Origin of the sequence: Nocardia sp., from assembly GCF_025465275.1 — a bacterium.
GTDB lineage: Bacteria > Actinomycetota > Actinomycetes > Mycobacteriales > Mycobacteriaceae > Nocardia.
In genome coordinates this window covers 1-23,035 of the sequence record NZ_JAODNK010000181.1, presented here as the reverse complement: position 1 = coordinate 23,035, position 23,035 = coordinate 1, and the positions used below count along the sequence as shown (strand labels likewise).

Annotated in this window: 24 protein-coding genes; 10 read left to right on the top strand and 14 right to left on the bottom strand. The window is 65.6% G+C overall.

Annotation, left to right across the window (positions count from 1 at the left end):
• Positions 1 to 3 precede the first annotated feature (3 nt).
• From JWN03_RS37265 to JWN03_RS37255, 3 genes are all read right to left on the bottom strand, one after another.
• Positions 4 to 597, bottom strand: coding sequence for a GNAT family N-acetyltransferase (locus JWN03_RS37265; RefSeq protein ID WP_297625453.1), 594 nt, complete (start codon positions 595 to 597; stop codon positions 4 to 6).
• Between the two features lie 182 nt (positions 598 to 779).
• Positions 780 to 1,700: an LLM class flavin-dependent oxidoreductase gene (locus JWN03_RS37260; protein WP_297625450.1), complete on the bottom strand. Its 921-nt coding sequence runs from the start codon at positions 1,698 to 1,700 to the stop codon at positions 780 to 782.
• Between the two features lie 62 nt (positions 1,701 to 1,762).
• Complete coding sequence (locus JWN03_RS37255; RefSeq protein ID WP_297625447.1) at positions 1,763 to 2,755, bottom strand: aldo/keto reductase; 993 nt, start codon at positions 2,753 to 2,755, stop codon at positions 1,763 to 1,765.
• A gap of 247 nt (positions 2,756 to 3,002) precedes the next feature.
• Between JWN03_RS37255 and JWN03_RS37250 the strand changes: the two genes are divergently transcribed.
• Entirely contained in the window at positions 3,003 to 3,479 is a 477-nt protein-coding gene (locus tag JWN03_RS37250) for a MarR family winged helix-turn-helix transcriptional regulator (RefSeq protein ID WP_297625445.1), read from the top strand.
• Positions 3,480 to 3,505: 26 nt separating this feature from the next.
• On the opposite strand, the gene JWN03_RS37245 is transcribed toward JWN03_RS37250, so the two are convergent.
• From JWN03_RS37245 to JWN03_RS37205, 9 genes are all read right to left on the bottom strand, one after another.
• The gene (locus tag JWN03_RS37245) at positions 3,506 to 4,669 is read right to left on the bottom strand and encodes a DUF4232 domain-containing protein (RefSeq protein ID WP_297625443.1); all 1,164 of its coding nucleotides are present in this window, start codon (positions 4,667 to 4,669) and stop codon (positions 3,506 to 3,508) included.
• A gap of 105 nt (positions 4,670 to 4,774) precedes the next feature.
• A complete protein-coding gene (locus tag JWN03_RS37240) occupies positions 4,775 to 5,266 on the bottom strand; it encodes a MepB family protein (protein WP_297625441.1) in 492 nt (163 codons plus the stop codon).
• Positions 5,267 to 5,271: 5 nt separating this feature from the next.
• Positions 5,272 to 6,606, bottom strand: coding sequence for a family 1 glycosylhydrolase (locus JWN03_RS37235; RefSeq protein ID WP_297625438.1), 1,335 nt, complete (start codon positions 6,604 to 6,606; stop codon positions 5,272 to 5,274).
• A gap of 157 nt (positions 6,607 to 6,763) precedes the next feature.
• Positions 6,764 to 8,089, bottom strand: coding sequence for a glycoside hydrolase family 1 protein (locus JWN03_RS37230; RefSeq protein ID WP_297625435.1), 1,326 nt, complete (start codon positions 8,087 to 8,089; stop codon positions 6,764 to 6,766).
• Between the two features lie 9 nt (positions 8,090 to 8,098).
• Positions 8,099 to 8,773 carry a class I SAM-dependent methyltransferase gene (locus JWN03_RS37225; protein WP_297625432.1) on the bottom strand — a complete coding sequence of 225 codons (675 nt, stop codon included), beginning with the start codon at positions 8,771 to 8,773 and terminating at the stop codon, positions 8,099 to 8,101.
• A gap of 27 nt (positions 8,774 to 8,800) precedes the next feature.
• Entirely contained in the window at positions 8,801 to 9,301 is a 501-nt protein-coding gene (locus tag JWN03_RS37220) for a hypothetical protein (RefSeq protein ID WP_297625429.1), read from the bottom strand.
• Between the two features lie 80 nt (positions 9,302 to 9,381).
• On the bottom strand, positions 9,382 to 10,143 hold the full coding sequence (locus tag JWN03_RS37215) for an SDR family NAD(P)-dependent oxidoreductase (RefSeq protein ID WP_297625426.1): 762 nt from the start codon (positions 10,141 to 10,143) through the stop codon (positions 9,382 to 9,384).
• A gap of 32 nt (positions 10,144 to 10,175) precedes the next feature.
• Positions 10,176 to 10,757, bottom strand: coding sequence for a TetR/AcrR family transcriptional regulator (locus JWN03_RS37210; RefSeq protein ID WP_297625424.1), 582 nt, complete (start codon positions 10,755 to 10,757; stop codon positions 10,176 to 10,178).
• 61 nt (positions 10,758 to 10,818) lie between these two features.
• Positions 10,819 to 11,685 carry a MinD/ParA family ATP-binding protein gene (locus JWN03_RS37205; protein WP_297625422.1) on the bottom strand — a complete coding sequence of 289 codons (867 nt, stop codon included), beginning with the start codon at positions 11,683 to 11,685 and terminating at the stop codon, positions 10,819 to 10,821.
• A gap of 352 nt (positions 11,686 to 12,037) precedes the next feature.
• Here JWN03_RS37205 and JWN03_RS37200 point away from each other — a divergent pair, with 352 nt between their 5' ends.
• From JWN03_RS37200 to JWN03_RS37185, 4 genes are all read left to right on the top strand, one after another.
• On the top strand, positions 12,038 to 12,826 hold the full coding sequence (locus tag JWN03_RS37200; protein WP_297625419.1) for a hypothetical protein: 789 nt from the start codon (positions 12,038 to 12,040) through the stop codon (positions 12,824 to 12,826).
• A gap of 181 nt (positions 12,827 to 13,007) precedes the next feature.
• Positions 13,008 to 13,520 carry a peptide-methionine (S)-S-oxide reductase MsrA gene (gene msrA, locus JWN03_RS37195; RefSeq protein ID WP_297625416.1) on the top strand — a complete coding sequence of 171 codons (513 nt, stop codon included), beginning with the start codon at positions 13,008 to 13,010 and terminating at the stop codon, positions 13,518 to 13,520.
• 74 nt (positions 13,521 to 13,594) lie between these two features.
• Positions 13,595 to 14,431: a thioesterase family protein gene (locus JWN03_RS37190; RefSeq protein ID WP_297625413.1), complete on the top strand. Its 837-nt coding sequence runs from the start codon at positions 13,595 to 13,597 to the stop codon at positions 14,429 to 14,431.
• On the top strand, positions 14,428 to 15,582 hold the full coding sequence (locus JWN03_RS37185) for a DUF5925 domain-containing protein (RefSeq protein ID WP_297625410.1): 1,155 nt from the start codon (positions 14,428 to 14,430) through the stop codon (positions 15,580 to 15,582). Before JWN03_RS37190 ends, JWN03_RS37185 begins: the two co-directional genes overlap by 4 nt.
• Positions 15,583 to 15,918: 336 nt before the next feature.
• Here the strand turns inward: JWN03_RS37185 and JWN03_RS37180 are convergent, their stop codons facing one another.
• A complete protein-coding gene (locus tag JWN03_RS37180) occupies positions 15,919 to 16,368 on the bottom strand; it encodes a MarR family transcriptional regulator (protein WP_297625408.1) in 450 nt (149 codons plus the stop codon).
• Positions 16,369 to 16,415: 47 nt separating this feature from the next.
• Here JWN03_RS37180 and JWN03_RS37175 point away from each other — a divergent pair, with 47 nt between their 5' ends.
• The 5 genes from JWN03_RS37175 to JWN03_RS37155 all read left to right on the top strand — a co-directional run bounded on the left by JWN03_RS37175 (position 16,416) and on the right by JWN03_RS37155 (position 22,378).
• Positions 16,416 to 17,282, top strand: a complete 867-nt coding sequence (locus JWN03_RS37175; protein ID WP_297625405.1) for an SDR family NAD(P)-dependent oxidoreductase — start codon at positions 16,416 to 16,418, stop codon at positions 17,280 to 17,282.
• A gap of 147 nt (positions 17,283 to 17,429) precedes the next feature.
• The gene (helR, locus tag JWN03_RS37170) at positions 17,430 to 19,583 is read left to right on the top strand and encodes an RNA polymerase recycling motor ATPase HelR (protein ID WP_297625402.1); all 2,154 of its coding nucleotides are present in this window, start codon (positions 17,430 to 17,432) and stop codon (positions 19,581 to 19,583) included.
• A 156-nt stretch (positions 19,584 to 19,739) separates the two neighbouring features.
• Entirely contained in the window at positions 19,740 to 20,192 is a 453-nt protein-coding gene (locus JWN03_RS37165; RefSeq protein WP_297625400.1) for an SRPBCC family protein, read from the top strand.
• A 132-nt stretch (positions 20,193 to 20,324) separates the two neighbouring features.
• Entirely contained in the window at positions 20,325 to 21,446 is a 1,122-nt protein-coding gene (locus JWN03_RS37160) for an alpha/beta hydrolase (protein WP_297625397.1), read from the top strand.
• Between the two features lie 74 nt (positions 21,447 to 21,520).
• The gene (locus tag JWN03_RS37155) at positions 21,521 to 22,378 is read left to right on the top strand and encodes a helix-turn-helix domain-containing protein (RefSeq protein ID WP_297625394.1); all 858 of its coding nucleotides are present in this window, start codon (positions 21,521 to 21,523) and stop codon (positions 22,376 to 22,378) included.
• An 86-nt stretch (positions 22,379 to 22,464) separates the two neighbouring features.
• Here JWN03_RS37155 and JWN03_RS37150 read toward each other — a convergent pair.
• Positions 22,465 to 23,035, bottom strand: a 571-nt coding sequence (locus JWN03_RS37150; RefSeq protein ID WP_297625391.1) for an amidase family protein, incomplete at its 5' end; no start/stop codon positions are given.

The following is a 23,035-nucleotide window of genomic DNA, read 5'->3' as shown; positions in this document are numbered from 1 at the left end:
CGGTCAGCTCCGCAAATCGTGTATCAGGACATCGAATCTGGGTGCCTTGGGCCAGCTTTGACGCAGTGCGCCGACCCGATACCAGCCCCACCGCAGGTAGGTGTCGTACGCGCGGTGGTTGCCGGGATGAACGAACAAGGTCGCGCGGCTCTCGGGTCGGCAATCGAGCAATTCGTTGTGCAGCGCCTGTGCGATCCCGTGGCCGGCCAGTTCGGCGTGCACCATGATCTCGCTCAACGCGAATGTCCGGGTGCCGTCCTCGACGATGAACTCGTCGATGTCCTCCGAGTCGAGCATCAGGCCGCCCCACCACGCGGTGTGCGCCTGCAGCGGCCATCCCCACGCCTGACCGCACGGCTGCTCGTCGAGGTGGACGAGCACGAGCTCGAATCCGGTGGGCCGGTTCGGTGCGGTGTAGGCGTCGAACCGCTGCATGAATGCGCTCGGCGATTCGAAGGCCGCACCGGAGTTGATCGCGTCGGGGTACGAGCTGCGAAAGATCGATTCGACCTCGTCGCGGTGCTCCTGTGCCCGCATCGCGTCCAGATGCTGGAACCGAAGTTTGTGAGTCGCTGACGTCAGGGGATTGGTGTCCATCGTGTACTCCCACGCGCTGACGATCATTGCCGCCCTTGCCGAAGCCGCAATGCTCGGTACCAAAAGCGTATTCCTTGCAGGCGGTTTCGTGGGAGGAGATCGAAATATGCAGCGTCACACAACGATTCGGATACGACCCGGCGAAAACCCTGGTATCAGGCGGGCTCATCGCCCGGCTCCGTTCAGGCGCCGGTATTTTCCTTGGCGATTGCTTCACGAACCGCCGGCACGATGTCCCGGCCCCAGCGTTTCAGCGACTCCAGATCCTGTGGGCCGCCGCCGGGGGCGAAGACGATGAATCCCGACGCGTCGTGGTCGAGGACGGCGGTGGTCAGTTCCTCGACCCACTGCTCCGCGTTGCCACCGATCCAGCGTCCGTCCGCGTCGCGAGTGGCGGGCAAAGGGCTGGTGGTGATTCGCCCCTGGAAGTTGAAAATCGTGCGGATGTCCGCTGGTTCGCGTCCCGCCGCGGCGGCGGCCTCGTCGATGATCGGGCGCGAGCTGCGGTATCTCTCGCTGAGCCAGTCCGCCGCATGGCCGGGGAGCCACCCGTCGGCGACGCGTCCGGTGGCGGCCAACGACTTTCGGCCGACCGACCCCGTCCATACGGGGGGCGCGGGGACGGGGGAGGGTTCGACCTGATCGACCCGGTAGTGCTTGCCATGGAAGGTCACCGGCGCTCCGCCCCCGGAGAGCTTTCTGATCAGCACGATCGCCTCCTCGAATGCCTCCACGGCTTCCGCCGGTGACAGCGGTGCCACGCCCATGGCGGAGATGCGATCCCACAACCCGCCCGCGCCCATACCGAGGACGATCCGGCCGCCCGACAGCGCCGAGAGCCCTGCGACTGTCCTGGCGAGCATCGGCGCGGGCCGGGTCGGCAGGTTCGTGACATTGGCCAGGCCCGAGATGTGCTGTGTGCCACCGAGAATGAAACCGAGGGCGGCGTAGGCATCGACACGTTCACCGATGTAGGGGTGATCGGACAGCGAGACGATGTCGAGACCGTCACTGTCGGCCTGCTGTGCCATCCGCAGCAGCTGCGCATGGTCATCGATGGTGCTGTGCGCACCGAAACCGAAGACGACTTCTTGTCGAGACATGGTAGTTCCTTCGTTCCAGTTGGATTGTGCGGTGATCACTGTGCCCACGGGTTCGGGGCGCATCACCAGGCGTATGCCTCGGGGGCGGGCTTCGAGCCATTCGGGCCCGGTGGCGGAAACAGCCTGTCGAGGCCGGCGAGCGTGGTCGCGTCGAGTATCAAATCGACTGCCCGCAGCGAGCTTTCGAGCTGCTCGACGGTGCGCGGGCCGATGATCGGGCCCGTGACGCCGTCCTGGGCGAGCACCCAGGCCAATCCGACGTGAGCCGGGTCTTCGCCGATGTCCTCGCAGAGTTGTTCATACGCGGCAATGGTTGTCCGGTGTTCGGCCAGCGTCGCCTCCGAACGCCCGGAGCTGCCGCGGGAGGAGGCTCCGTCGCGCTGTTTGCGCAGTACCCCGCCGAGGATTCCCCCGTTCAGCGGTGACCACGGAATAACGCCGAGGCCGTAGTCGCGGGCAGCGGGCAGTACTTCCAGTTCGATCCACCGATTCATCAGGTTGTAGATCGATTGCTCGCTGACCAGGCCGAGAAAGTGCCGCGTCCGGGCGGCCTCCTGTGCCTGCGTGATATGCCAGCCGGCGAAATTGGAGGATCCGAAGTAGAGCACCTTGCCCTGCTGGCGCAGCACGGTGAACGCCTCCCAGATCTCCTCCCAGGGAGTGCCCCGATCGATGTGGTGCATCTGGTAGAGGTCGATATAGTCGGTCTGCAACCGTTGCAGTGAGGCATCGCAAGCCAGGCGGATGTGGCGTGCCGAAAGGCCACCCTCGTTGGGCCAATCGCTCGTCGAGAGATAAACCTTACTGGCCAGGACCGTCTTTTCGCGGCGGCCGGGATCGCCCGCGAACCACCGGCCGATGATCTGTTCGGTGACGCCGCCACCCGGCCTGGCTCCGTAGACATCGGCGGTGTCGAAGAAGTTGATACCGTGCTCATGGGCGGTATTCATGATGGCGTGACTGTCCGATTCGGAAGTCTCGGGGCCGAAGTTCATCGTTCCCAGGACGAGTCGCGAGACGGACAGTCCGCTGCGACCCAGGTGCGTGTACTCCACAGTGTGTCAACTCCTACCTGGACAGGACGTATGAAGTTCGTGCTACGAACTGAATAATTCGTACAACGAACCATAATAGTTCGTTACGCGAACTGCAAGTCTTTTCGCCGATCTGTTCGGGGGACGCGACGCCTCACCGGGTGCGAGCGATGGTCTCTCTGTCTGCCCAGCTACGACAGCGGAGGTGCCACGCTACTGGTTAGTTCGTTACGCGAACTGGATGAGTTATCGGGGTAGACTGCACATCGTGAGCAAGCAGGAAGACGGGATCGGAGTAGTCACCGCATTGGTCAGATCTGCGTTCTTGGTGAACGCCGTATACGCCGAATCCGGACGCGAGTACGGCCTCACCCCTCAGCAGGGGCAGTTGCTGTGCGTGCTGATGGCGCAGCCGTATGGCATGGGTGAGCTGGGATCGTTGCTCAACCTGGCGAAATCCAGCCTCACGGGCATGATCGATCGAACCGAGCGCAACGGCTTGGTCCGGCGTGAACCTGATCCGCGTGACGCGCGTGCCGTACGTGTCGCGCTCACACCGAAAGGCCGCGAGTTGGCCGAGGAGTTCTACACCGAGACCTGCCGCCGGATCGACACTCTCGCAGCACGTCTCACCCCGACCGAACGAGACGCACTCGCTGACCTACTCGGCCGCGTCGTGGTCGATAACAAGGCGCCGGTCGTGTTCATGGAGTACAACGAGGTCCCCTCCAGCGTCCGCGGATAACCGTGACGGGCATTTGATGCTCGGGTTTACCGGTGCGGGATGGTGTTTCCGTCGGTCATCGGGTCGACGGTGAGGGTCAGGGACGCCGGGCACAGGGCCGCCGCGCCATTGCCGTAGAGGTTGCGGATGGTGGCGCTGAGGGGCTGGGTTTCGTCGGGCGGGATGATCTGAACGCCGGCCGCCCGGCTGCTGTCCGGGCACCCGGTTCCGGTGTCGGTGAAGCGGATTGCCGCGGCGGAGGCGGCGTTCGGGGACAAGGTTTGGGCGCTCGGGTCGTTGCCGGAGCTGTGCGCCGAGGTCATGCCCAAGGGGTGCCCGTTGTGGTCCAGTAGGTCCGCACCCGGATATCCGAGCAGGGTGCACGCCTGCGTCGAGGTGTTGGTCAGCCGGATGTAGAAGGTCTGCGATGTGGTCGAGCCCTGTGCGCCGATGAGCGCGTCCAGCGCGAGGTCGCCGCTGTGGCAGCGGGCGGTATCGATGGTTGTGGTGCTCGCCGCGCCGCAGGCATAGGAGATGCCGTGCTCGGGTGTTGTCGCTTTGCTGAGGCAGCCGAAGGGCACCGCGCCGCCGGAGCTCACCTGAACCCCGGAACCGGCTGTTTGATCGGCGCAGACCAGGCCGCTGCTGTCCATCCGGCAGTCGTAGCCGCCGAACGTGATTCGGCTGCCGTAGGCCAGGGTGTTGCCGGTGCCCGAGGTGAACTGGCCCGGATCCCCGTGCAGGCTTCCGATTCCCAGTGTGGAGCCGGGGAAGTCGACCCAGCCGCCCACCCAGTTGCCGTGATTGTCATCCGGACGGGCCGGCGGGTTGTCCATTTGGACCAGGCACGACAGGCCGGTCGGGGATGGGGCGGCCCGGTCGTCGGTCATGCATTCGATCTTCTTCGTCGGACTGACGAAGGCGACATCCGGCCCGAGGTCGTTGAGCGTCCCGTCGGACGTGGTGGCGGTGTGGAACTTCGAGACGTCGACGGTCGTGCCCGCGTGGATCCAGGCAATCACCGCCGACAGCGGCGCACCCGCAGCAGGCGCGGTAGCGGGTGCGGCGGTTCCGGACGTTGCGGCCCCGCTCGCAGGAGAGGTGACTGCCGTGGGTGTCGCTACGTTCGACCCGCTCGGACCACACCCGGTCAACAGCAGCGGGATCACCGCCGTGCCGATCCCGTACCTCGCCCAGCGGTGCAATCTCATGAAATGTTCCACCCTCTCGCCCGTCGGCGTCGGCGCTCCGAAGCCGGTCAGATTGTGGCACAACGAATTTGCTGACGCGAAGCGGCAGGTGGGGCGCGCTGCGACTTACGGGTGGTACAGGGCGCGGGCGCGGACGGCGTCGACGGGCTCGCCCAGGTGCAGGAAATACCCCACCTGCCAAGCCTGCGCCGTGCCCGCTTGCCGATTGGTGGTACTCACCCAGGGCGGATAGACCCGGAAGCCTCGTTTTCCGCCGGAACCGTTCGCGGAGACGACACCGTGGCGGCGCAGGACATCCATGGGAAAGACGAACTGCCCGAAGTGCTCCCGATCGCGGCTGCTGATGACAATGAGGTCGACGGGATCGGCGGCATCGAAGGGCTCGATCGGCCCGCCCGGTGACCGCTTCCAGACGGTCACGAACTGCCCGACCCTGGTGGGCGTGGTCTTGGCCGCGCGGAACCGGACGCAGCGGTCGTCAAGTGTGAATTCGTGAGCGGCGTAGGCGGCACTCTCGGGCTCGGGAAGTGATGGCGAGCAGGCGAATCCCAAAGGGTCGTAGACGAGCGCTTTCGCGGCGAGGAGATCGCTGTGCACGTCCGCTACGGTACCGAGACGGGGGAGTCGCAACTGGCCGGGGGATCGACCAGCCCGCAATCGGAGGGGCCGCGCACCGGCACATAACTCGCGGGCACACCGTTCCTGGCGACGATCTGCCGATAGGTGTCCACGGCCTCGGTGGGCTGCCGCGTCAGATTCCCGTCGGCGCGCACGTCCACCGTGTAGAGGCCGAAACGCGGTGTGTACGAGCCCCATTCGTAGTTGTCGGTAATGCTCCAGTAGTTGTACCCGATCACATTGCTGCCATCGGTCTTGGCGCGCTGCAGCCAGTAGACGGTATCGCGCATGTGATCGGAGCGGGTGTAGCCGTCCGCGCGCGGATTACCGGCCTCGGTGGGCATCCCGTTCTCCACCACCCACAGCGGCTTGTTCGGGAACAGATGCGAATAGTGTTGCAGGGCATAGTAGATGCCCTCCGGCCGCACCGGCAGGTTCCACATGCCCGCGGCCGGCGGGAGCGAGCCGTCGGGCTGGGCGACGGCATTGGATTTGGGCGGCTCGTAACCGAAGTAGTAGTCCACGCCGACGAAGTCGAGCTTGTCGCCGATGCGCTCCATGAGCGGGCCGTTGACCTCGGATTCCGCACCGGCGACATAGCCGACATTGCTGGTCACCAGCGCGCCGGGCTGCACCTGGTGGATGTAGTCGTAGATCTGACTGTGCGCGTCGACAACCCGGTCGAGCATCGTCGGGGCGTCGGTATTGTTCAGGCGCACCTCGTGCATGATGTAGGCGACCGGCTCATTGATGGTGACCCACACCGGGTTTCGCACGGCGTAGCGGTCCACCACCTTGCGCATATTGGTGAGCCAGTCCGCCACGATGCCGGGATTGTTCCAGCCCCCGCGGTCGGCCTCCCAGCCCGGATACACCCAGTGATCGAGCGTCAGCATGGGTTGCATACCGGCTTCGACAATGTCGTTGACGACCGAATCGTAGAAGGCGAACGCATCCTCGTCCCAGGTGTCCGGAGTGGGTTGCAGGCGTGCCCATTCGATGCCGACGCGGAAGACCTTCACGCCCAGCCCGGCGGCGAGGGCGATATCGGACTGGAAGCGCGAGCGGAAGTCGATGGAATTCCGGTACGGGTCCCAGCTTGAATTGGCCGCGATATAGCGGGTCCAATTGCTGTCGGGCGCATGGCCCTCGGACTGGAATCCCGATGCCGCGACGCCCCATCGGAAGTTCTCGCCGAGCGACCCGTGCGCGGCGGATGTCGCCGCGGGCGGGGTGGCGTGTCCGACGGCGGCCACCGGCAGCAGTGTCGAGGCCGTGGCGATCCCGGCCAGGACGAGTCGGTGCAGGCGTCTGTGCATCGGGGCTCCTCCTCCGGGACGAGTGGTCGAAATGTCCCGATTGGAGGGTAGCTGTCAGATTGCCGAATTTCGGTGCAGCAGGATGCGTGTCGTATGAGGGGCTAGTGCGGCCGGTCACACACGGCCGGTCGACGTCCGGGCCGGACCTGCCCGCCGGTTACCGCGGCACGGTTACCGGGTCGCTGCAGCTCTCCAGCGCATCCACCAGTGAGCACGTCGTCGGCGCCCGGGTCGGCAGATAATCGGCCGGAACACCGCCGTCGTGAGTGATGCTCCGGTAGGCGTCGACCGCATCGGTCGGGCGGCGGGTCAGCGTCGGATCATTGAGCACGTCCACCGTGTACAGCCCGAAACGGGGTGTGTAGGAACCCCATTCGTAGTTGTCGGTGAGGCTCCAGTAGTTGTAGCCCATGACATTCATGCCGTCGGCCTTGGCGCGCTGGATCCAATACATGGTGTCGCGCAGATCATCGGCCCGGCGGTAGCCGTCGAAGCGCGGTTGCCCGTTCTCGGTCGGCATCCCGTTCTCGATGATGTAGAGCGGCTTGCCGGGGAAGAGCTGCGCGAAATGCCGCAGCGTGTAGTAGATGCCGTCGGCCTGCAGCGGCAGCTTCCACAGCGCCGACTGCCCGTAGGCGATGTATTCGGCGGCCACATCGACGGACATGCCGTAGTAGTAGTCGATGCCGACGTAGTCCAGCTTGGCGGCGATCTTATCGAGGATCGCGCCGTTGACCACCGGATCCGCCGCGGGAATGTAGGCGACATTGCTGGTGACCATCGCACCGGGCTGCACCTGGTGGATGTAGTCGTAGATGCTGTTGTGCGCGGCGGCGAGTCGGTCCTGCATGGTGAGCAGGTCGGTGATCGGCAGCCCGCCGTTGCGCACCTCGTTCATCATGTACGCGGTCGGTTCGTTGATGGTCACCCACAGCGGGTTGTCGCCCGCGTACCGGTCGACCACGGTGCGCATATTGGTGAGCCAGTCCGGCACCATGCCCGGATTGCCCCAGCCGCCGCGGTCGGCCGCCCAGCCCGGATACACCCAGTGGTCGAGGGTCAGCATGGGTCGCATGCCCGCCGCGCGAATGGCGGCGATCACCTTGTCGTAGAAGGCGAATCCGGCCTCGTCCCACACCCCGGGCTGCGGCTGTACCCGCGCCCATTCGATGCTGAGCCGGTACACGTTCACACCCAGGTTCTTGGCGAGCGCGATATCGGAGGCGTACCGGGTGTAGAAGTCGACGCTGTCGCCGTAGCGGTCGTAGTCGGGGTGGGTGCCGACGTAGCGCAGCCAATTGCTATCGGGCGCATGGCCTTCGGATTGGAAGCCCGCCGTGGCCACACCCCAGTAGAAGTCGCCGCCGAGCGCGGGCAGCGTCGCCGGCGCCGGGCGCGCCTGGGCGGGAACAGCGCTCGTGAGCAGCGCGGTGGCGACCGCGGCCAGGGTGGCGAGCGCGTGACGGCGGGTGTGCGGTCGCAAGGGGACTCCTCATCGGGCAACAAGCGAACTGGGCGGCCGTCCAGCATTATTGCGGACCCGCGCCCACAGGACATGAGGTTCGCTCGAATGCGTCGATCCGATCGGTCGATCGAGATAGCGGGAGGCTAACTCCCGGGGGCCGAGATCCTCCAGTAATTCGAAGCCCGTGTCGCCCAGCAATTCGGACAGGGAAGGAATCAGGTGCGGCGGCTGGTCGAAGACGATCTCGCTGCCGGGTGCGAACCCGCCGACCAGGCGCAGCGTCACGGTGACGCTCGCGTCGTTCTTGGGTTCGGTCGGCAGCGGAGCATTGCCGGAGGCGAGACCCCCGACGCCCGCTCCGCCGGTACTTGGGCCGGTTTCCTCGGTGCCGTCACCCTCGACGCCGAATATCGGCGGCAGCTCGGTGCGGAGCCGGATGACGAATGCCGGTGAGTCGTGGTCGAAATCGGTTGTTGCCGTCACGAGGTCGAGGTCAGGGTTGGTGACCTCGAAGACGCGCAGGCTCGGATACGGGTTGTGGCAGGCGAAGGTGTCCAACGCGGTCCCGAGCAGGACGACCTGCCGCGTTCCCGCCGATACGGCGTCCGCGAGCGCGTCCTCGGCGAACCGGCTGCGGGCGGCGGACAGCAGTCGGCGCTGTGCGCTCGCGCGTAGTGCGACCGGAGTCGCGGCGATCGTCATGTCCGGAACCCGCACGCGCGCAATCGATCAGGCGTCCGATGACGGCGGCCGGCCGTGCTGCGGCGGCTGACCCGGCTGGCCGTGCTGCGGCGGCTGGCCGGGCCGTGGCGGCCAGCCTATGGTCGGCGGGGTGGGCGGCCAGCCCGGAACCTGCGGCGGCTTCGGCATTTCCGGCATCGGCGGCATCTCGGGCATGGAGTGGAACGGCGCCGGCGGCGGGGGCACGAGGGGCATCCCACTGCCGCCGCCGCCGAATCGCTGGAACGCGGCCTGCCGTGAGGTGCCGAAGATCTCGCCGATCTCGGCCCAGGTGCGGCCCTCGTCGCGGGCCTGCTGCACCAGCGAACGCAGCACATCGTCGACAACATTGTCGAGACTGCGCGCCGCTCGCAGCGCGGCCATCACCGAGGGGGTCGGTGTGCCCTCGGCCGGGTGCAGTACCTCGGAGACGAAGGTGGCATTGGTGGACAACATTTTTGCCAGGATTGCCCGCTCATCGGCGGGGTCCCTGTGCTGTGCATCGGTCATATGTAAACGATGCATTTACAAGCGGGGTCTTGTCAAGGAATGATTTACATACCGCCACTGCTCGGAGGTTGCCGGACCCGCTATGCGGTCGCGCCGCCGTCGATGACGAGATCGTGGCCGACCATGAAACCGGACTCCTCGGAGGCCAGCCAAAGGACGGCGGCGGCGATCTCGGCGGGCGTGCCGACCCGTGCGACGGGGACGGCGGCACTGATCCTGGCGTCCCGATCGGCACGGGTTTCATTGGGGCGGAAGGACATCGGAGTATCGGTAGCGCCCGGGCTGACGGCATTGATCCGCACGCCGTCGGCAATGTGATCGCGAGCCGCGGTGCGGGTCAGGACACTGACGGCGGCCTTGGAGGCGGCGTAGGCGGCCATACCCGGGCGACGGCCGTGCGCACCGATATTGGAGGCCATATTGATGATCACCCCGCCGCCGTGGGCGCGCATATGCGCGATCTCGTACTTCATGGCCAGGAAGACGCCGGTCAGGTTGACGTCCAGCACTTTCGACCACACGTCCTCGTCGAGATCCGCGACGGGAGCGCCCTTTCCGAAGATCCCGGCGCTATTGAACGCGATATGCAGCCCGCCGTGACGGCGCACCACCTCGGCCACCAGCGCCGCGACCTGCGCACCATCGGTGACGTCGGCGACTACCCAGTCGATTGTGCCTGTGCTGCTGGGGATTCGGGCCGCGGCCGCGGCGAGCGTGCCGGCATTGTGGCCGGCCAGTGCCACCGTGGCCCCGAGATCGGCGAAGGCCTGCGCCGTCGCGCCGGCGATCACTCCCGCGCCGCCGGTGATCAGCACGACCTTGCCGTCGAAACGTGCGCGCATGGTTCTCGCTTTCTGTAACGATCAGTCTTGAATCAGTCGAGTGCTGCGATCGCGACCGCGGCCGCATCGCGCAATCGCGTCGCCGCGCCGGGGGCCCGCTCCAGCACCCGCACCCCTTGCAGAAAGACGAGCAGGAATCGTGCCAGTGCCCGTGGATCGGCGTCCGGTCGCAGCTCGCCCTGCGCCTTGGCGCGCAGGAGAGCCGAGGTCAGAGTCGTTTCCAGCAAGGCCCAACTCGCCTCGACCTGTCGTGCTACCCCCGGCTCGCGCGCTGCCAGCTCCACCGCGCTGTTGACTACCAGGCAACCCCGGTGCCGCTCGTCCCCGGCAGCCTCCCATGCATAGCGTTCGATCAGCCCGCGCACGGCCGGCAGTACCGGCCCTGGTTGTGAGAGCTCCGCCATGATCCGCGGATCGGTGCTCTCCGTATACCGTTGCAGCGCTTTCTCATACAGCTGCTGCTTGCTCCCGAAGGTCGCATAGAGGCTGGCTTTGCCGATCGCCAGGTGCTCGACCAGGTCCGCCATCGACGTCGCTTCGAACCCGCGCTCCCAGAACAATTCCAGCGCTCGCTGCAGCACGGAGTCCGGATCGAACTCCTTGGTCCTCGCCATGCCGGGGACTGTAGCCGTATCTGGACTGATCAGTCAAAAAAGAGGTCGCCGAACGGCCGGATTATCGGAGCAGGTTGACGATCTGCCGGTACGCATTGCGGGTCGGGGGTGCCAGCTGCGACCAGGTGACCGGGCCACCGCCCGCGAGGTGGGCGTCGTACGGAATCTCGGTCACGGCGCGCACGAACTTACCCAGATAGGTCCGAATGTGTTTGGCGACGCTCGGGCCGTCACTGGGATGCTGCCTGGTCACGACAATGACCGACTCCGCGAGATGGTATTCGCTGTAATTGTCGTCGAGCCAGATCAGCGCGGGTTTGAGCCGGTTCACGGCATCGGCGCGTGCGGCCAGGGTGATCACCAGCGCGATCCGGGAGTCCGACAGCAGCGGCGCGATCATCGGATTGGTGACCGGGGAGCCGCCGTCGTAGACGGGCAGGCACCCCGCATCGCACAGGCTGCGGTGCACCGAGGAGTAGCTCTCGCGCCGGGGCAGCGCCTCGGGCCCGCGCGGCAGGATGCCCACGCTGGAGCTGTTCTCGCCGCAGCTGTCGAGCACGGTGGAGGCGAGACCGCGATGGCTCATGTTCAACCAGGTTTGCACGGTGCCCGCGGGATCGATTGCGTCGCAACCACGCCGGGCGAGGTCGCCACCGGTGGCGGTGGCATCGACCACGATCGGCGAGTGCTCGCGATAGTTGTAGGACGCGGCGGTGGCGACGCCTAGGGCGGTGGTGGTGGTGCCCGCACCGCCGGAGCTGCCCACCACGAGCACCGGCGGTAGGTCGGCCCACATGAGAAAGCCATTGCCGCCGTGCAGGCGGACGAGATCGGTGGGCGCACCGGGCGGGGCCGGGCGGAGCAGGAGGGATAGGTCCGTCGGCGTCGAGGAAAGCCGGGCTGGGTGATCGGGGAAACGGTCGAACACTCGAGATTCCTTTGTGCGCGGGAACTTTTCTGCTGCGCATTCGGTTGCTTCGGCGTCGAATTCAGCAAGAAACAGTTCTTCCGTCATCGACTGCCCCTCGTCGGCACCCACACCGTGCCGACGAGATACCCCTGCGCTACGACATCTTCGATGAGTCCTTCGGTTCCTGCTCCGCCATACCCCCTACAGTCGCGCACCACCCGGACGGCTCTCAAAAGAACTGCCGTGCAACGTCTTTCAACTGCGCAAGATAATACACCGATCACCGCAGCGTGAGGGTTCGATGCGAATCACCGACACCGACGCGTGCTGATCCGTTCCTGCACGACTGTTCGTCGTTAGCATCGTAGTCGTGATCAAGTGCAGAGCGCGCGGTGAATTGGGCCTGATTGTGCTCGCGGCATCCGTACTGCTGACCGCATGCGGTGGCACAGAACAGCACACGCGGCATTCCTCGTCAGTCGTGCCGACTACGATATCGGCTCTGCCGCAGCCGAGTTCGACGGTGCCGGACGCACCCGCACCCGCCGAATCGGTTACCGTCGGCGAGGTTCCCGGCAATCCGCGCGCTGCCGCCGCACTGCGGCCATGGGTGCATGATCTGATCGGTGACGATATCGATCAGCTGATTGGCAAATGCTGGACCATCGAACCCGAGCATGCGCGAGAGATGTACGCCGACAAGGCCGATATTCTCGCCGCGGTCGCACAACCCGGTATCGACGGACAATTCGCGGTGAGCTGGAAGGGGCCGGTGCGGTCGGTCAGTGTGAAGCGCGCCGAAATCGCTTCCGGATATGCGTGTCCCTATGTCGATGCCACCGGATCGGTGAACTCCTACACCGCGGCCGACGCGCGATATGCCGTGCAGCGCTACCTGTCCCGCTGGATCGGTAAGCCGGTCGCTGCCGACGACATCGAGGGCAAGTATCCGCTCGTCTGCGCGGGATCGGTGTTGGCGAACAACCCCGGAAGACTCACCGGTGTCACCGCATTCGGCGCGCTCACGTCGAAGTCCACCGGCGATACCGACGTCGAAGTATCGGGTCCGGTGACGAATTCGTCGAACGTGACGCAGCCGATGACCTTTTCCCTGTCGATCGGTGCGGGCGGCTACTGCATCAACAACATCAGCGGGTGAGGGTTGCCGACTCCGGGCTCGATCGCGCGGTGCGGATAATGGAGCAGGTGCCGAGAGCGCGAATTGCGCGCCGCCGGCCCGAATGGTGACCGAAGTGTGACGTCCCCGCCGTGCGGGGACTTTACGAAGCGTGCCGCCCGTTGTACTAGCAGTACGAGACTCTCTTCATGAAGGAGGACGCGTGAGCGACACGCGGAAGGCGATTCTGGCCGGTGGCTGCTTCTGGGGCATGCAGGACCTGATCCGCAGGCAGCCGGGGGTGCTGTCCACGGAGGTCGGCTACACCGGTGGCCGCAACGACCACCCCACGTATCGCAATCACCCGGGCCATGCGGAGGCCGTGGAGATCACCTACGACCCGGCGCAGACGGATTATCGGGCGTTGCTGGAGTTCTTCTTCCAGATTCACGATCCGTCGACCAAGGATCGTCAGGGCAATGATGTCGGCACGAGTTACCGCTCGGCGATCTTCTACCTCGATGACGAGCAGAAGCGCGTCGCCGAGGACACCATCGCCGATGTCGACGCCTCGGGCCTGTGGCCCGGCAAGGTGGTCACCGAGGTGACTCCGGCGCGCGATTTCTGGCGGGCCGAGCCCGAGCACCAGGACTACCTGGAGCGCTACCCCGAGGGCTACACCTGCCACTTCCCGCGCGCGGGCTGGAAGCTGCCGAAGCGCCAGACGGCGCAGTAGGACCGTCGAGCGGAGACCTTTTCTGAAACATGTTCTAATTCAGAAAAGGTCTTCGAACTGACAGGGGTCCGGCCGTGGTCGCATTCTTCACCGAGGTCGACGGTTGTTACCTCGCCACCGAACTGGCGGTCAGTGCATGGACCTCAACGCAGGTCGCCGGCACCTCGGTATGCGGGCTACTGGCTCGCGAGCTGGAAACTCATTGCCCCGGGGCGGCATTCATCCCCGCACGTTTCACCGCAGACCTGTTCCGGCCGGTGCTCAACGAGCCGATCGCGCTGCGCAGCGAAGTGGTCCGGGACGGCACCCGGGTTCGCGTGATCGATGCGTCGATCGTGCAGCGCGGCGAGGTCCGAGCGCGGGCGAGCGTCATGTATCTGGCTGTCGCCCAGCAACCGCCCGGACAGGTGTGGCAGGCGGTGCGGCAATTGCCCACACCTGCGGACAAACTCGATGGTCCCGACGGCAATCCGCCACTGTTCAAGGTGGGCGAACTGGACTGGACCGGGGATTTTGCCGCCGGCCAGAACGGTGAACGGAAATCCGTGTGGCACAACCTGCCCGCGCTGGTGGAAGGTGAGCCCATCTCGCCGTTCCAGCGCGCCGCGTTTGTCGGCGATGCGACAAACCTGGTGTGCAACTGGGGAACCGAGGGCGTCGGGTACATCAACAGCGACGTGACCGTCACCATGTCTCGCCTGCCCGAGGGCGCTGAGCTGGGATTGCTCGCCCAGGACCACGTGGCGGCGGACGGGATCGCCGTCGCCACGGCCACGCTGTACGACCGGCGCGGTCCGCTCGGCACCTGCGTTGTCACCGGAATCTCCAATGTGCGCCGCCAGGTGGATATGGTCGCCTTCGCGGAAAATCGCTGGACCGATGCCCAAGTGGCGCCGATCATCGTGCAGTGACTTCTACCCCGCAGGAACGCCTGAAACTGGTCGGCCGCGAGGAGCCCGCGGCTGCGGCGCTCACGTGGGCGATGAACCTCGACGACTCCGATTCGCCGCGCGACATCATCGACGCACTGGCACTGTCGCTCTATGTGAGCGGCGAACAGCCGCATGCGGTTTCGATGGACCTCGAGCACGTCAAGCCGGACGCACCGCTCTGCCCGGACGACGCTCGGGTACTGCGCACCAGCGATGACGACGGTATGCGTGCCACCCTGTCAGTCGGCGACGGCTGGACATTGCGTGTCATCCGCCGCACCAACGGCACCGCCGTGCTGAGCGTGTGCGCCATTACCGAGGCGCTGGCCCGCGATGTGCTCGCCATGTGTGCCGCCGATGCCACCGTCGAACCCGAATCCGACGCCAGCCAGGTGTCGATGGGCTTCTGGCACAGCGGAGCCCACGGTCCCAACCGGCGCGAGCGCCCCATTTCGGCCGCCTCCTGGCCGGAGATCGAAGGCAACTACGGCACCGAGATCAGCGCGGCCATGCAGCGCCTGATGTCGCTGCGCGCCGACGAGGTGACCGGGCGGCTGCTCCTGCTGCACGGTCCGCCGGGCACCGGCAAGACCTCCGCGCTGCGCGCACTGGCCCGGGAATGGGCCGAGTGGTGCCAGGTCGACTGCATCCTCGATCCGGAGGTGCTCTTCTCCAACCCCGGCTATCTCATGGAGGTGGCCATCGGCGTCGACACCTACGACGAATCCAAGCGCCGCTGGCGACTGCTGGTTTTGGAGGACTGCGACGAACTCATCCGCGGTTCCGCGAAAGAGTCCACCGGCCAAGGTCTTTCCCGCCTGCTCAATCTCACCGACGGGATGCTCGGCCAGGGCCGCGACGTCCTCGTCGCCATCACCACCAACGAAAATCTCTCCCGCCTGCACCCCGCTGTCATCCGCCCCGGCCGCTGCCTCGCCCAATTGGAAGTAGGCCGTCTCTCACCCGAAGAAGCCACCGCCTGGCTGACCCGCGAACTCGGCGACCGTCCCAAGCCGGTGGTGGGCCCCGATGGAATGACCCTCGCCGAACTGATCGAATGCCGAGACGAACGCTCTCGAATTCAAGCCACCCCGACACCTTCGATTTCCGACACCGTCGGTTACCTGTAACCGATCACCTGTCGAACCGCTGCTCGATCTACCGCCGGATGGCTCGGCCCGCTTCCCTTTTCGGGCCGAGCCACCCGGATCGGTTTATGACACAGGGGCTGAATCCCGATGTTTCAGCGTGATTTCCGAGTGCGCAGTGTTGTATCGGCCTTTTTCGGGACGTCCCCCGCTGCGGCTAGGCGAAGCTAGCATTCTCGGCCTGTGCCAGCCAATGACAATGCGTGCCAAACCATTTGCCGAATGCGATGTGCAGAATGATTCGAGCGGACCGGCATTCATGTTGATGGAATCGGCTTCGCCTCGCCGCCAACCCGAATTCGACGGGTGGTGCCGGTCTTATGAGTCGGTGTGCGAGTCCGGGCCGTCGGCGCGCAGCAGCTCCGCCAACTCCTCCAGCAGTTCCGAAACTCGTTGGCGCTGGGTGGGCAGCAGCCGTGGCAGCTCGGCGGCCAGCGCGGATTCGATCGGCGCCTGCCCGCGCTTGCGCAGCACCTCCACCAGCATGACCGGGTCGACGCTCACCCGGACGCGGCGGCCGTCGGACGGATCGGGCTCGGTGCGCAGGAGGCCGTCGTCGCGGTAGCGGGCCACGATTCTGGAGACCAGACTCTGCACGATGGCGGTGCGGTCGGTGATGTCGCGAATCGATGATTCCGGGTGCAGCGCAACATCTTCGATCACGGCGAATTCGCTGGGCGCGAAGCGGCGCGAGCCGGTGGTGCCGGTGGCCGCGAAGGCGATGGTCCGCAAGCGGCGAGCGATGAGATGCAGGCTGGCGGCGTCCATGACTGGCAAATGTACATCACTAGTTATGTAATTTAGTATTCATCACTATGTATGGAATTGGTGAGCTGACCAAGCAGATCAAGCACAGCCTCGACACTCAGGTGAGCCTGGCTAGGTTGCGTCGGTCGCACACACTCGAAGATCGGGTGGCGGGGCGGACCGTGCTGATCACCGGTGCGTCCTCCGGGATCGGGCGGGCCGCAGCGGTTCGGATCGGCGCTGCCGGCGCTACAGTGGCGCTGGTTGCCCGGCGGGAAGCGGAGTTGCGTGAGGTCGCCGCGCAGATCGAGAGCTCAGGTGGCAAAGCCGCCGTCTATCCGTGCGATCTCAATGATTTCGACGCGCTCGATGCGATGACAGTGCAGGTGCTCGCCGATCACGGCGGTGTGGACATCCTGGTCAACAATGCGGGCCGATCGATTCGGCGGCGGCTGGACGAGTCGTATGACCGGTTCCATGACTACGAGCGCACCATGCGGCTGAACTACTTCGTTCCGACGCGGCTCATGCTCGCGCTGCTGCCCGGGATGCGGGAGCGGCGCGACGGCCAGGTCGTCTCGGTGCTCTCGCTGGCCATTCTGTTCGGCGGTGCGGGATTCAGCGCCTACATCGCCTCCAAGGCGGCCCTCGACTCGCTCACCGACAGCCTGCAGGTCGAAACCCTCACGGAGAACATACGATTCACCACGGTCTACATGCCGCTGGTCCGCACGCCGATGATCGCCCCGAGTTCGCTGTACCAGAATGCGGTCGCGCTGACTCCCGAGCAGGGCGCGGGTGCCATCTGCGACGCCATCATCGATCGGCCCCGCCGCATCAGCCCGGTGCGCGGCCGCATTGCCAATCTGCTGGACCGCGTTGTTCCCGAACGTTTCGACGTCGTTCGAAGCGGCCGCTTCCAGCAGGGAATGTGAGAAAGGGCCGGCACGGGACATGAAAAAAGGAAGGAGAACAACTCCTTCCCACTCTCAACTTATATCGCACCCGGGGGCTTGCCGCAAGACCCGGGTGATGGCGCAGAATCGCTCATCAAGGCCGGAACCTGCGGAAATAGGAGTTGCGTGAAACCCTTGATGACGAGTGCCTTCGACCTTCCCGACCGTCTTGCCGCCAAAGCCGACCCGGCATTGATCGCCGAGGACGATCGGCACTTCGCCGCCATCGGGACGAGCCTCGAGCAGTCCATCGCGGATCTGTCCACTCGCCTCGATGCCGTGCGCAAGGCGCCTGTCTCGCTGGGCCAGGAGGCGGTGGAGCGCGATCAGGAGGTCCGTCAGCTGACCTCTCGCCTGCGTGGTCTGAGCCGCTTCGGCCTGGATCTGTGCCTCGGTCATATCGTCCGGGCGGACGACCCCGAGCCCGTGTATGTGGGGCGACTTGGCCTGACGGACAGCGCGGGTGAACGGCTGCTGGTGGACTGGCGTTCTCCGGCGGCCGAGCCGTTCTTCGGAGCAACGCACGGCAATCCGATGAGTTTGGTACGCCGCCGCAGATATCGCTGGACCCTGGGCCGAATCAGCGACTACTGGGACGAGGTCTTCACCGCGGACGGGTTGGAAAGCCGTGCCGCGCTCGACGACCAGTCCGCCTTCATCGCCAGCCTGGGCAGTAACCGGTCGGCCCGGATGCGCGATGTGCTCGGCACCATCCAGGCCGACCAGGACGCCATTGTCCGCGCGGGATCACGCGGTGCGCTTGTTGTCGACGGTGGTCCGGGTACGGGCAAGACCGTGGTCGCTCTGCACCGCACGGCCTATCTCCTCTACTCCGATCCTCGACTAGCGCACCGCCGGGGTGGCGTGCTGTTCGTCGGTCCGCATCAGCCGTACCTGGCTTATGTCGCCGACGTGCTGCCCAATCTCGGCGAGGAGGGTGTGCAGTCCTGCACTCTGCGCGAACTCGTCGTCGAAGGCGCTGCGGCAAAGGTCGAGACCGACCCGGAGGTGGCTCGCCTGAAGTCGTCCGCGGACCTGGTGCACGCGATCGAAACGGCGGTCAAGTTCTACGAGGAGCCGCCGGCCAAGGGGATGACGGTCTCGACCGACTGGGCCGATATCTGGCTGAGTGCCGACGATTGGGCCGAGGCGTTCGGCGCACCGGACCCAGGCACGCCGCACAACGAGGCGCACGAGCAGATCTGGGAAGTGCTGCTCGAGATTGTGAAGGACAAGCACGGTGACGACGTTCCGGCCGACGAGCTCTGGAATTCGTTGCGGCAGAACAAGGAACTGCGCACCGTTCTCAATAACTCCTGGACCTTGATCGAAGCGGCCGACCTCGTCGCGGATCTCTGGTCGGTGCCCGCCTACCTGCGCAAGTGCGCGCCCTGGCTGAGCCCTGAGCAGGTCCGGAAGCTGCAGCGCGCGGACGCCAAGAACTGGACGGTGTCCGATCTGCCGCTGCTGGATGCCGCCCGGCAGCGGCTCGGCGATCCGGAGTCGTCACGACGCAAGCGCCGATACGAAGCGACTGCCGCGGTCGAACGCAACCGTATGTCCAATGTCATCGACAATCTGATCGCGTCCGCCGAATACGACGACGGTGAAGGTGTGATGACCATGCTGCGCCAGCAGGACATCCGGGACAATCTGGTCGACGAGTCCGCCCTGCCCACCACCGACCCGGACCTGCTCGCCGGTCCGTTCGCCCACATCGTCGTGGACGAGGCGCAGGAGCTGACCGACGCGGAGTGGCAGATGTTGTTGCTGCGCTGCCCTTCTCGCAGTTTCACCATCGTCGGAGATCGTGCGCAGGCCCGCCACGGATTCACCGAGTCGTGGCAGGAAAGGCTCGAGCGGGTCGGCTTGGACCGAATCAGCCTGGCCTCCTTGAGCATCAACTACCGGACGCCGGAAGAGGTGATGGCCGAGGCCGAGCCGGTCATTCGCGCCGTGCTCCCGGACGCCAATGTGCCGACCTCGATTCGGAGCAGCGGCATCCCCGTCGTCCACGGATCCGTGACGGATCTGGACACGATCCTCGAGACGTGGCTCGACAAGCACGACGAGGGAATCGCCTGTGTCATAGGTGATCCGGTATTCCAGACGACCTCGCGCGTCCGGTCACTGACCCCCGAGCTGGCGAAGGGACTCGAATTCGACCTGGTCGTCCTCATCGACCCCGAGAACTTCGGCGAGGGCATCGAAGGCGCCGTCGACCGCTATGTCGCCATGACCCGAGCAACCCAGCAACTCGTCATCCTCACGAATCCCTGACGCCTCCTGCGGATCTTGCGGGTCTGTAGCGATCGGCGATACGCTGAATTTCGTCCCAGACAGTGAGGGTTAGCCATGGTCGGCGAGGTCAATGCAACGCTTCGGCGATTTCTGAACCCACCCGAAGGCGTGGTTCGCACCCGAACCGACCATGGCATGACCGACGAGACGGCGGTGGTCATCGACGCACCGCCGCAAGAACTTTGGGATCTGGTCACCGACATCACCGGCATGGGCAGGTGGAGTACAGAGAACCGCCGCGGACGCTGGCTCGGTGGCGCCGCGGGTCCACAGGTGGGCGCATGGTTCGTCGGCGTCAACCGCATAGGCCCGGTCGTATGGATCACGCCGTGCGAAGTCACCGTCGCCACACCCCTCGAACATTTCGAGTTCCAGGTCCACATCGTCGGCCCGCGTTGGGGATATCGCCTCGAACCTGATCCGGGCGGGACACTGGTCACCGAATACCGCGACTGGTCCTATGCCTCCGCGTTCAACCGGCTCCTGCGCTGGTCCGGTCCGCTGGGCACGCTCCGGGACAACCATGCGCTGCATGGCATTCCCGAAACTCTCCGAGCCCTGAAAGAGCACGCCGAGCTCGATCGGTGACGTAGCGGTCACCGCATTCCCGCCAGGCTGTGTGGGTGGTACTGACATCACCACTCTGAAGCGCTCTGAGCTGCGAAATCGGGCTTAGGCTCGATTCGGCCGGGCTCGAGTGAATCAGGGAAGGGAGATGTTGTGTTCGAATACTTTCCGAGCAATTACATGTGGTCTTCCGCGGTGATGTTGTCGCTGATGGCCGGTGGGGATCTGGGGCAGATCGACCGCTGGCTAGCACCTTTGCGCGAGGCGGATCCGGATGTCGACGCGTGGACGAAGGCGTGGGACAGTGCCGGCGCGCAGCAGATGGAGCGTGCCGAGGACGATCTGCGCAGCGGATACCGGCGCAGTGCGAGTGCACGCTTCTTGCGGGCGTCGAACTACTACCTGACAGGTGAGCGGCAGACGCCGCTGGGTCCGGCGAAGACCGATAGCTACCAGTGCGGACTCACGGCCTTCACCAGGGCCGTGGAGTGCTTGCCACGCCCTCTCGAGCGCGTGGAGATCGACTCGCCCGATGGGGTGCTTCCTGGTTATCTCATCCCCGCCCGTGATGAGCAGGGTCCGGTGCCAATCGTGATCTTCTACAACGGATTCGACGTCACCAAGGAACTTCTCTACGGCTTCATCCGAGAGGAGTTCGCCGACCGCGGCATCGCCTGTCTGGTCATCGACACTCCCGGTACCGGAGAGCCGCTGCGGCTGCGCGGTGTTGCCTCCCGCCCGGACTATGAGGTCCCTACTGCGGCGATTGTCGACTACCTCGAGAAGCGGCCCGACATCGACCGCGCGCGGATCGGCCTGCTCGGGATCAGCCTCGGGGGCTACTACGCGCCGCGCGGGGCGGCGTTCGAGCATCGGATCAAGGCGTGCGCCGCATGGGGCGGGGTGTGGGACTACGGTGCCGTCTGGCGGCACCGCTGGGCAACCCGGTCGAAGACCACCTCGGTGCCGTTCTGGCAGTTGCCCTGGGTGATGGGCACCGAAACCATGGAACAGGCTTTGGAACGGGTCGAGCAGTGGACGCTTGCCGACGCGCTGCCGCACCTCACCCAGCCGTTCCTCATCGTGCACGGTGAAGACGACGGAGCCATTCCACTCTCCGACGCGCGCAAGGCATTTCAAGCCGCCGGCTCCACCGACAAGGAACTCCGCGTGTTCACGGCGGCAGCAGGGGACGGCGGCATCGAGCACTGCAACGCCGACGATCCCGATCCAGCCCGGCAGCTGATCGCCGACTGGTTCGCCGAGCACCTCTGATCCGAGCAACTGCCATGGCCACGACACCGACAGCCTGCACCTCGCCTGCCTCGGTGCGCCCTAGGATCGGGGCCATGGCGACTTCGGTCAACGAATTCGGAGCGACCTTGCGCAGTTGGCGCGACCGGCTGCGCCCCGAAGAAGTCGGCCTGCCGACCGATACGAATCGCCGTGCGCGCGGGCTTCGGCGCCAGGAGCTCGCCCATTTGGCCGGCGTGTCTCCTGACTACCTCGTCCAGCTCGAACAGGGCCGGGCGAACGCGCCCTCACCTCAGGTGCTGGCAGCGCTCGCTCGCGCCCTGCGGCTGACCGACGCCGAACGCGCACATCTGTTCCAGCTCGCCGGGCAGTTGGTTCCAGGCGAAAGGCACGTTCACAACACGCTGCCGGACAGTGTCCGCCGCCTGCTGGCGCAACTTTCCTCGAGCCCCGCAGCGGTTTACGACGTGCGCTGGTACCCGATTGCCTGGAATCCACTGTGGGCCACCGTGATCGGCGACCCTCTCGAGCGACCCGAACGCGAGCGCAACATGGTGTGGCGCCACTTCACCGGCCTGCCCACGAAAATCGTGCGGACTCTCGATGAACAGCACGAGTTCGAGACATCCATCGTCGCCGACCTGCGCTCGAGCTCCGGCAGATATCCGGACGACCAGCACCTCGCTCAGCTCATTACCGATCTGCGCCAGGCCAGCCCGAGGTTTCACAGCCTCTGGGAAACACGTCGTGTCGGCGTGTACGAGCAGGAATGCAAGACCATCGCCCACCCCGAAACGGGCCTGCTGCACCTGGACTGCGACATCCTCACCACGCACCGCACCGACCTTCGCGTCATCGTCCTCTCCCCACCTCCCGGTAGTGAATCCGCCACGGCGCTGGACACACTCGGCGTGGCCTGCTCCGACAAACCGCCCGTCATAACCGGGCCATAGCAGGACGAACAGGTGTTGTTCACCGTCATTCAGGCCGGAATTGTGAGGTAGCGGTATTGCGGGCGTGCGGTATTCGGGTTCGCGCGTTACCGGTGCCCGCCTTCCTCCGGTGGCTGGAATCCGCCGATCTTCTGCTCGAGCAGTTCGGCCAGCCGCAGGGGAGTGCGGTCCTCGAACATCGGACCGATGAGCTGCACTCCCACCGGTAGCCCTTCGGGGGACCGGCCGGTGGGTATGGCAGTGGCGGGCAGGCCGGGCATGGTGGCCATACCGGCCCAGACGAGCTGGTCGAAGTACGGGTACTCGATGCCGTCGATGTCGATGTGCCGGTTCTCCAGACCTCCGTTGTGGTTATGCGGGAAGGCGGGAGTGGGCGTGATGGGGCACACCACGGCATCGAATTCGGCGAAGAGCTGCCGCCAGCCGTGGCGGTGGAGTTCGCGACGGTTGTTCGCCTCTACCCAGCCGCGGTGGCTGAGCACCATGCCGCGCAGCCGCGCCGCATCGAGACTCCGGTTGTCTGCGCTCAGGGCGGCTGCCTGGGTCCGCAGCTGTTCGTACACCTCGACGGGAAGACCCGCGGCGGCGTTCGACAGCATCAGCTGCATGTAGAGCGTCGCGGCTTCAGTCAGATCCGGCAGCAGTGGACTGTGCCGT

Coding starts and splice junctions, on each gene's coding strand:
- JWN03_RS37265 (WP_297625453.1), bottom strand. CDS start 597: ATGGACACCAATCCCCTGACGTCAGCGACTCACAAACTTCGGTTCCAG.
- JWN03_RS37260 (WP_297625450.1), bottom strand. CDS start 1,700: ATGTCTCGACAAGAAGTCGTCTTCGGTTTCGGTGCGCACAGCACCATC.
- JWN03_RS37245 (WP_297625443.1), bottom strand. CDS start 4,669: ATGAGATTGCACCGCTGGGCGAGGTACGGGATCGGCACGGCGGTGATC.
- JWN03_RS37235 (WP_297625438.1), bottom strand. CDS start 6,606: ATGCACAGACGCCTGCACCGACTCGTCCTGGCCGGGATCGCCACGGCC.
- JWN03_RS37225 (WP_297625432.1), bottom strand. CDS start 8,773: ATGACGATCGCCGCGACTCCGGTCGCACTACGCGCGAGCGCACAGCGC.
- JWN03_RS37220 (WP_297625429.1), bottom strand. CDS start 9,301: ATGACCGATGCACAGCACAGGGACCCCGCCGATGAGCGGGCAATCCTG.
- JWN03_RS37215 (WP_297625426.1), bottom strand. CDS start 10,143: ATGCGCGCACGTTTCGACGGCAAGGTCGTGCTGATCACCGGCGGCGCG.
- JWN03_RS37210 (WP_297625424.1), bottom strand. CDS start 10,757: ATGGCGAGGACCAAGGAGTTCGATCCGGACTCCGTGCTGCAGCGAGCG.
- JWN03_RS37180 (WP_297625408.1), bottom strand. CDS start 16,368: ATGGACGCCGCCAGCCTGCATCTCATCGCTCGCCGCTTGCGGACCATC.
- JWN03_RS37175 (WP_297625405.1), top strand. CDS start 16,416: ATGTATGGAATTGGTGAGCTGACCAAGCAGATCAAGCACAGCCTCGAC.
- JWN03_RS37165 (WP_297625400.1), top strand. CDS start 19,740: ATGACCGACGAGACGGCGGTGGTCATCGACGCACCGCCGCAAGAACTT.
- JWN03_RS37155 (WP_297625394.1), top strand. CDS start 21,521: ATGGCGACTTCGGTCAACGAATTCGGAGCGACCTTGCGCAGTTGGCGC.